This is a genomic window from Saccharothrix coeruleofusca (assembly GCF_014648515.1).
Lineage (GTDB): Bacteria > Actinomycetota > Actinomycetes > Mycobacteriales > Pseudonocardiaceae > Actinosynnema > Actinosynnema coeruleofuscum.
Window position 1 is genome coordinate 694,038 of sequence record NZ_BMRG01000003.1, and the last position, 6,561, is coordinate 700,598.

A 6,561-nucleotide genomic window follows, 5' to 3' on the forward strand; every position below is an offset into this window, starting at 1 on the left:
CGGGGGATGATCAGGCGGGCGTGCCCAGCTGGGCGGCCAGCGCGGTGACGCGCCGGGGGTCGCCCCCGGCCAGCAGCCACTCGCGCGGGGTGGTGGGCACGCCGTCCACCAGCAGGTCGGCCTGCTCGGTGGTCATGAACCCGGCCACCACCAGCGCGGGCTGGTCGTCCGGCACGGCGGCCAGCACGGCCTCCAGCCCCGGCAGCACCCCGGCGCCCGCGAACTGCCACGCGGGCAGCCGCCAGCTGCCCCGGTCCTTCCAGCCGACCAGGCGGCCCATGGCCAGCCGGTGCCGGATGCGGCTGGTGTCCACGCGCAGCTGCTGGGCGGCTTCGGCGACGGTCACCGCCGAGTCGCGCAGCACCGCGTGCGCCACGACGGTCCGGGCGCGCGACTGGTCGTCGGCCGGGCCGTGCGGGCTCAGGTCGAGCCCGACGTCGGTCAGCGCCTCCTGCTCGTCGAGGTTGAAGTAGCCCGCGGGCTCCGGGCTGGGTGGGGCCAGCCGCTTGGCCGCATCGGCGACGAGGGTCAGGAACTCGTCAGGGGTGACCTGCAAGCCGGCTTTCGCCAGGACCGTCTCCAACGCTGGGCTCATGCGCACAGAGTATCCTGGGCGTGCGCTCTTGTGCGCATAGTTAACTCGAATGCCGGAACGTCGCGACTGTGCGCACACATCGTGCCACGATACGTAACCATTGTCACGCGGCGTGGCCCCGCGGAGCCGTGACCCCGACCTCACCACCCCGGTCGATACGATGCCGCGCGGACAGCAATGGGGGTGGTCGTGGCCGTTCTGGTTCGCCCGGACAAGCGGGTTGTCGGCGTCTGGCTGGCGGTGGTCGCGGTCGCCTTCGCGGTCGCCCTGGCGGTGGTGCTGGCGCGCTCCGGCACCGGTCTGATCGATCTGCGCGTCTACCGCGTCGGCGGTCAGGCGTGGCTGGAGGGCGTGCGCCTCTACGCCGAGGGCTTCCCCAAGCCGCTGGACGGCCCCGCCCTGCCCTTCACCTACCCGCCGATCGCCGCCGTGCTGTTCAGCGTGCTCGCGGTCGTCCCGTGGTCCATGGCCGTGCTGCTGTGGACCGGCACCGGCCTGGCCCTGCTGGCACTGGTGTGCCTGGTCACCGCGCGGCACGTCTACGGGCGCGGCGCGCAGGCCCTGCTCGTCGGCCTCGGTGTGGCCGCCGGATCGCTGGTGCTGGAACCGGTCAGCGCCACGCTGGACTTCGGCCAGATCAACCTGCTGCTGATGGGCCTGGTCGCGCTGGACTGCCTGCTGCCGCGCACCCGCTGGCCCAGGGGCCTGCTGATCGGCTTCGCCGCCGCCATCAAGCTCACCCCCGCGATCTTCGTGCTGTTCTTCCTGGCCAGGGGGCGGTGGAAGCCGGTGCTGACCACCGTCGCGTCCTTCGTGGGCTTCGGCCTGGCGGGCCTCGCCCTCGCCCCGACCGACACCAAGCAGTACTGGCTGGACTCGCTGCTGGACCCCGGCCGCGTCGGCGGGCTGGCCTACGTCGGCAACCAGTCGCTGCGCGGCGTGGTGCACCGCTTGGGCCTGACCGGCCTGGCCGAGTCCGCCACGTGGGCGCTGCTGAGCCTGGCCGTGGTGGCGCTGGTGTGGGTGGCCGTGCGGCGCTCCCGCGACGAGGTCTCCGCGCTGCTCGCGGTGGCCGTCGGCGGGCTGCTGATCTCCCCGGTGTCCTGGTCGCACCACTGGGTGTGGGTGGCACCCGGCCTGATCCTGCTGACCGGCCTGGTCCGCGCCCGGCCGCCGCAGGCCTTGACCGCGTTGGCGGTGCTGCTCGCGCTGTTCCTGATCGCGCCCCAGTGGTACCTGCCGCACGAGGCCGACCGCGAACTGGCGTGGAGCTGGTGGCAGCACGTCGTCGGCGACGCCTACGTCTGGGCGGGACTGGTGGTGCTCGCCGTGCTGGCCGCCCGCAGGCCCGCGACCGCTGACGCGGCTGCTGACGCGGCTGCTGACGCGACTACTGACCGGTGATCAGCTCGACCGCGCGGCCCTTGGTGGCCTCGTCCACCTCCACCGGCCGGAAACCCCGGCCCACGATGTGCGCCACCAGCTCCGGCTGCGGCGGGAGACCGTGCTTGCGCAGGTAGTGCGGCACCGCACCGGCCCAGATCCAGGTGCCGTCGGTGCGGAAGTTCAGCGGCACGTCCCGGTCGCCCGGCGCGAACTCGTCCACGTCCAGGTCGCGCGCGGCCAGCACCACCGGCGCCGCCTCCAGGTAGGCCAGCAGCGCCTCCCGCAGCTGCGGGTCCACCGGCGGCCGGTTCACCACCGGCCGCCCCGACTGGTCGCGCCCGTCGTAGACGTGCGCGGTGCGCAGCTCGGCACCGGCCTGCTGGAGCGGCGGCAGACCCACCCGCTGCCGCCACCAGTCCGGGATGCGCTCGTCGGCGCGCGGGAACGTGCGCAGCTCGTCCTGGAAGCCGATCACCGGCGGAGCGTTGCGCCACCGCGGCTCGTCCTCGGCGTTGAAGTCCACCGCGAACGCGCTGGGCGCCTCGATCTCGTACACCGCGCTCAACCAGGTGCCCCTGGTCTCGTCGTACATGCCCACGCGCAGCTGGCCGAACAGCTGCACCACGTCCATCGGGGGCCGCACCGGCCGCCACTGCCCGTCCGGGCCCGCGAACGCCAGGTCCACCTCGATGTGCCTGCCCGCCGCCCGGTACTCGGCCCGGATGCGCTGCCAACCGGGCGGGATCGCCGGGAGCATCGCGCGGCCGATCCGCCGCACGAGCTGCTGCTGCTCCTGCTCGGTCAGCGGTGTGGCTGGCTGGCTCATGCGACGAACACCCCTTCGGCTCCCCCCCGACTCGGTCCGCTGATCTTATCGACCGCGCGCGGGGTGCGCGGACCAGTCGTGCGAGTCCGGCGGGTCAGCCCAGCTTCGCGCGCAACCAGTCCGGCAGCACCTGTGCTGAGCCACCTGAGAGCCGCAGCTCCTCCTGATAGGCCTCGGGCGGGGGCGGCGAGATCCACCGCGGTTCCTCACTGCGGTTCATCCGCAACTTCTGCTCACCCGTGAACCACACCTCGAACCGCGCGCTGTACCAGGCGTTGTCACCACCCAGCATGGCCTCGCGCAGCTCGTGGAACCGCTCGGCCACGGCCGCGGGCGGCGACCACTGCTCCATCCCGCCCGCCACGTTCTGCACCATCGCGTTGACCTCCCCGTGGTGGCCGATCTCGCGAAAGTGCACTTGGGCGTACTCCCACCCCGGTGGCAGCGTCTGCAGCAACTGGTCGGCGATCCGCCGGGCGTACGCGCCCTGCTGCTCGGGGCTGATCGGTGCCGGACTGGTCATCGGTGCGTTCCTCCCTGGCGCGGGCCCTCGGTCATGCGGACTGCTCGACGGCGAGCACCCTACGCAGCCAGTCGGGGGTGTTCGCCGCAGAGCGCGGGTAGACCTCCAGATCCGCGGCGTACGCCGCGGGGTCGATCGGCGGATCCCACACCGGATCGACTTCGAAGTTGAAGCTCACCCGGAAGGAGTCCGGCGGGTCCAGCACCAGCCGCACTGAGAACCACGTGCCCAGATCTGGTTCGTAGAGCAGGTGCCGCACGTCGCTGAAGGCGGCGGGCAGGTCATCGGGGAACTCGTGTGCCCGCGTGGATCCGTCCGGCATGACCACCGAGTAGACGAGGTCGTCCACAGTGGACAACATGCTGACCTTCAGGTCCAGCCTGCGCCAACCGGGTGGAGCGGTGTCCAGCAGCCGCCCGCAGACCCACCGCAGGATCCGGTCGACCTGCTCCTCGCGGGCAGGCCCCGTATGGGCAGACCGCCCAAGCTCACCGACGCCGAACTGATCACCCTCGCGGTGGCCCAGGCCTTGCTGGGGTTCACCTCCGAGGCCCGCTGGCTGCGGTTCCTGCCCGCCCGAATGCCCGGCGCGTTCCCGTACCTGCCCGGCCAGTCCGGCTGCAACCGCCGCCTGCGCGCCGCCCTGCCCCTGGTCAAACGGGTCATGCGGCTGCTGGCCGCCGACACCGACCTGTGGACCGACACCACCTGGATCGTGGACTCCACCCCGGTCGAGTGCGGCCGCTCCCGCCCCACCGTCAAGCGCTCGGAGCTGGCCGGCTGGGCCAAGTACAGCTACTGCCGCTCGCACTCGCGCTGGTTCTGGGGCCTGCGCCTGCACCTGGTCTGCACCCCCGCCGGCCTGCCGGTCACCTGGGCCCTGACCGATCCCAAGATCGACGAACGGGAGGTGCTCATGGCGATCTGCGACCACGAGCCCCACCTGCTCGCCGACCGCCCCGGCCTGCTGATCATCGCCGACAAGGGCTACGTCTCCCGCGACCTCGACCGGTTCCTCGCCGAACGCCGGGTCCGGCTGATCCGGCCCTCCTACCGCAACCGGACCCCGCACCCCGGCGAGCCGCTGCTCAAGTCCGTCCGCCAGCTCATCGAGTCGGTCAACGACACGCTCAAAGGCCAGCTCAACCTGGAACAGCACGGCGGACGCACCATCGAGGGCGTCGGCGTCCGCGTCGCCCAACGCCTGCTGGCCCTGACCGCCGCCATCTGGCACAACCGCGCCACCGGACAGGCCGTCACCCGATCCCTGACCGCCTACGACCACTGACCGAGTTAGGAATTACTCGTCTAGGCGTGGCTGGTGTAGACGCGGCCGTCCGAGGTGATGTGCACGTCGGCGGTGAAGTAGCGCGGGTCGTGCAGGACACGCTGGGGCTCAGTCGAGGTTGATGTGCTCCGCCCAGGGAGGGGTGGACGTGTCGCCGATCTGCCGCATCAGGCGCAGGCGTGAGCGGTACTTCTTGACACCCGGCTCTATGTTCTCGAACCAGTTGGTCACGCTGGGCCAGTACTTGACGACCCCTTCACCCTCGGTGATGCCCCGGACGGACGGGTCGGCCTGGTTGACGTCGGTGCCGTCCACGACATGGTAGGTGTACGACTGGTGCTCGGTGAGGACCAGCATGCCCTCGGCGTCGCCCAAGGGGTTGTCGTCGAGTTGGGCCAACGTCGCCAGCGCGTTCTTCTTCGACTTGGCCCCGACCGCTGACACCCCGAGCGAACTACCCGCCAGCCACAGGCCATGGTTGACACCGATCAACCGCAGCACCTCGCGGGCCGCTGCGGGCACGCCCGCGGCCCCCTGTTCAGCGGCCATGGCATCGATTTGCTCGTCCGACGCACCCGTGACCGACTCGGGCTTCAACCCCTCGGAGAGGACTCGCTCGAAGGTCGCACGGATCGCGCCTGCTGCGGTCTGCTCGTCTGGCTGTAGCACACTCATCCGTCCGATTCGACCGTCAGGCGTAGATCGGTTACCGGCAGCAGACCGTGTTCGCGTAGCGCGACGAATGACGCCAACATCCCATGCACGCCGCCCTCGCGTGGAAGGCCGTGCTCGTCCACCAGGTACGACAACTCGTCCGAAGTCAATGGTTCGGGGACGCCTCGAAGCTCCACGGGGGTGGGTACGGCAGCAGCGCGCCGTTCGGCAACCAGGGCGTGCGCGGCGAGCCAACGGACCTCGCCGAACAGCAGAGGAATGCTAATCAGGTCAGGCGTGTCGTCGGTCAGCAGTTCCTCCACGGCGGGCAGCAGGCGTGGGTCGCCGCTGGGGTCTTTGGCCAGCACCCCCAACATGGTGGTGCGGCGATACGTGTCAGGCGACTTCAGTATGTCGATGACCTCGGCGAGTTCATCATCGGCGATCATGCGCATCCCCCTTGCCCCGGTCGATGGCGGCGGACCGCCTCGACGACGTCCACGATGCGCGGATTGGGCGGCAGGCCGAGCCTTTCAGCCACTCTGCTGCCGATCTTCACTCGGCTCTCCGCCCTTCCTACCAGCGCGGTAGTTCGAGTGATCAGCCATGCGGACGCCATCGACCATCATGTAGTCGCGGCTCTCCGGTCGGTGGCTGCGGCCAACGATCTAAACATCGGTACCTGACCATTGGTCAGCTCCTCGATCTTGTGCGCGAGGAAGTCGTACTCCTCTTCCAACGCCCCCGATCCCGTCTGCCGTGAGTGCTACCGAGTCGGCCCTCGCCCAGCCAGGCCCGGATGAACTCGTCGGTGCGGGGCGCGCCACATGCTGCGCGGCACCGCCTGGGGTAGCCGACAGCACTGCCAGCCGTTCGGACGCCTGCTCGGCGTTGGGGCATGCCATGCGCACTGCCCGAGTCATCTTGTCGTCTGGTTCTCGCCTGCCTGTTGACGCGGAACACGTCAGCAGGCAGGCGAGTGCTCAGGAGGTCGAAATCTCGCCGACCCACGCGCCGGACAGAAAACAGCGGGGGAGGTACTCGGACTCCACGTCGACCTCGATGCCCACCTCTCTCGCCAGCACAGCCATCGCCAGCGGAGCCAGTGCGATGAAGCCGTCCGGGTCGTTTGCCCGGCCGCTGGTGGACCAGTGCTGCCGATGCAGCTCCAGCGCGCGCCGCAACGACGCGTTGAACCCGTCCGCGTTGTGGTCCAGCACGTGATACAGCAGTTCGATCGGCGGGTAGATCAGCCGGGTCATCAGCTCCTCGGGCGTGTTCGACGCGCT

General features: G+C 70.4%; 9 protein-coding genes. 2 read left to right on the top strand and 7 right to left on the bottom strand.

Annotated features, from left to right (window positions below):
- Positions 1–10: 10 nt before the first annotated feature.
- Positions 11–595: a DNA-binding protein gene (locus tag IEZ00_RS11850; protein ID WP_189223222.1), complete on the bottom strand. Its 585-nt coding sequence runs from the start codon at positions 593–595 to the stop codon at positions 11–13.
- Positions 596–784: 189 nt separating this feature from the next.
- Here IEZ00_RS11850 and IEZ00_RS11855 point away from each other — a divergent pair, with 189 nt between their 5' ends.
- A complete protein-coding gene (locus IEZ00_RS11855) occupies positions 785–1,999 on the top strand; it encodes a glycosyltransferase 87 family protein (protein WP_189223223.1) in 1,215 nt (404 codons plus the stop codon).
- Here IEZ00_RS11855 and IEZ00_RS11860 read toward each other — a convergent pair.
- The 3 genes from IEZ00_RS11860 to IEZ00_RS11870 all read right to left on the bottom strand — a co-directional run bounded on the left by IEZ00_RS11860 (position 1,986) and on the right by IEZ00_RS11870 (position 3,691).
- On the bottom strand, positions 1,986–2,807 hold the full coding sequence (locus IEZ00_RS11860) for a hypothetical protein (protein WP_189223224.1): 822 nt from the start codon (positions 2,805–2,807) through the stop codon (positions 1,986–1,988). The two genes, IEZ00_RS11855 and IEZ00_RS11860, sit on opposite strands and share 14 nt — an antisense overlap.
- Before the next feature lie 94 nt (positions 2,808–2,901).
- Positions 2,902–3,330 carry a hypothetical protein gene (locus tag IEZ00_RS11865; RefSeq protein ID WP_189223225.1) on the bottom strand — a complete coding sequence of 143 codons (429 nt, stop codon included), beginning with the start codon at positions 3,328–3,330 and terminating at the stop codon, positions 2,902–2,904.
- 31 nt (positions 3,331–3,361) lie between these two features.
- Positions 3,362–3,691: a hypothetical protein gene (locus IEZ00_RS11870; protein WP_189223358.1), complete on the bottom strand. Its 330-nt coding sequence runs from the start codon at positions 3,689–3,691 to the stop codon at positions 3,362–3,364.
- A gap of 84 nt (positions 3,692–3,775) precedes the next feature.
- On the opposite strand from IEZ00_RS11870, the gene IEZ00_RS11875 reads away from it, so the two are divergent.
- Positions 3,776–4,618, top strand: coding sequence for an IS982 family transposase (locus IEZ00_RS11875; RefSeq protein WP_189223350.1), 843 nt, complete (start codon positions 3,776–3,778; stop codon positions 4,616–4,618).
- Positions 4,619–4,726: 108 nt separating this feature from the next.
- Here the strand turns inward: IEZ00_RS11875 and IEZ00_RS11880 are convergent, their stop codons facing one another.
- From IEZ00_RS11880 to IEZ00_RS11890, 3 genes are all read right to left on the bottom strand, one after another.
- Positions 4,727–5,293, bottom strand: coding sequence for a hypothetical protein (locus tag IEZ00_RS11880; protein WP_229795460.1), 567 nt, complete (start codon positions 5,291–5,293; stop codon positions 4,727–4,729).
- A complete protein-coding gene (locus IEZ00_RS11885) occupies positions 5,290–5,721 on the bottom strand; it encodes a hypothetical protein (RefSeq protein ID WP_189223226.1) in 432 nt (143 codons plus the stop codon). Before IEZ00_RS11885 ends, IEZ00_RS11880 begins: the two co-directional genes overlap by 4 nt.
- Positions 5,722–6,255: 534 nt before the next feature.
- A partial coding sequence (locus IEZ00_RS11890; RefSeq protein ID WP_189223227.1) for an immunity 49 family protein occupies positions 6,256–6,561 on the bottom strand: 306 nt, incomplete at its 5' end.

Coding starts and splice junctions, on each gene's coding strand:
- IEZ00_RS11850 (WP_189223222.1), bottom strand. CDS start 595: ATGAGCCCAGCGTTGGAGACGGTCCTGGCGAAAGCCGGCTTGCAGGTC.
- IEZ00_RS11860 (WP_189223224.1), bottom strand. CDS start 2,807: ATGAGCCAGCCAGCCACACCGCTGACCGAGCAGGAGCAGCAGCAGCTC.
- IEZ00_RS11865 (WP_189223225.1), bottom strand. CDS start 3,330: ATGACCAGTCCGGCACCGATCAGCCCCGAGCAGCAGGGCGCGTACGCC.
- IEZ00_RS11870 (WP_189223358.1), bottom strand. CDS start 3,691: ATGTTGTCCACTGTGGACGACCTCGTCTACTCGGTGGTCATGCCGGAC.
- IEZ00_RS11880 (WP_229795460.1), bottom strand. CDS start 5,293: ATGAGTGTGCTACAGCCAGACGAGCAGACCGCAGCAGGCGCGATCCGT.
- IEZ00_RS11885 (WP_189223226.1), bottom strand. CDS start 5,721: ATGATCGCCGATGATGAACTCGCCGAGGTCATCGACATACTGAAGTCG.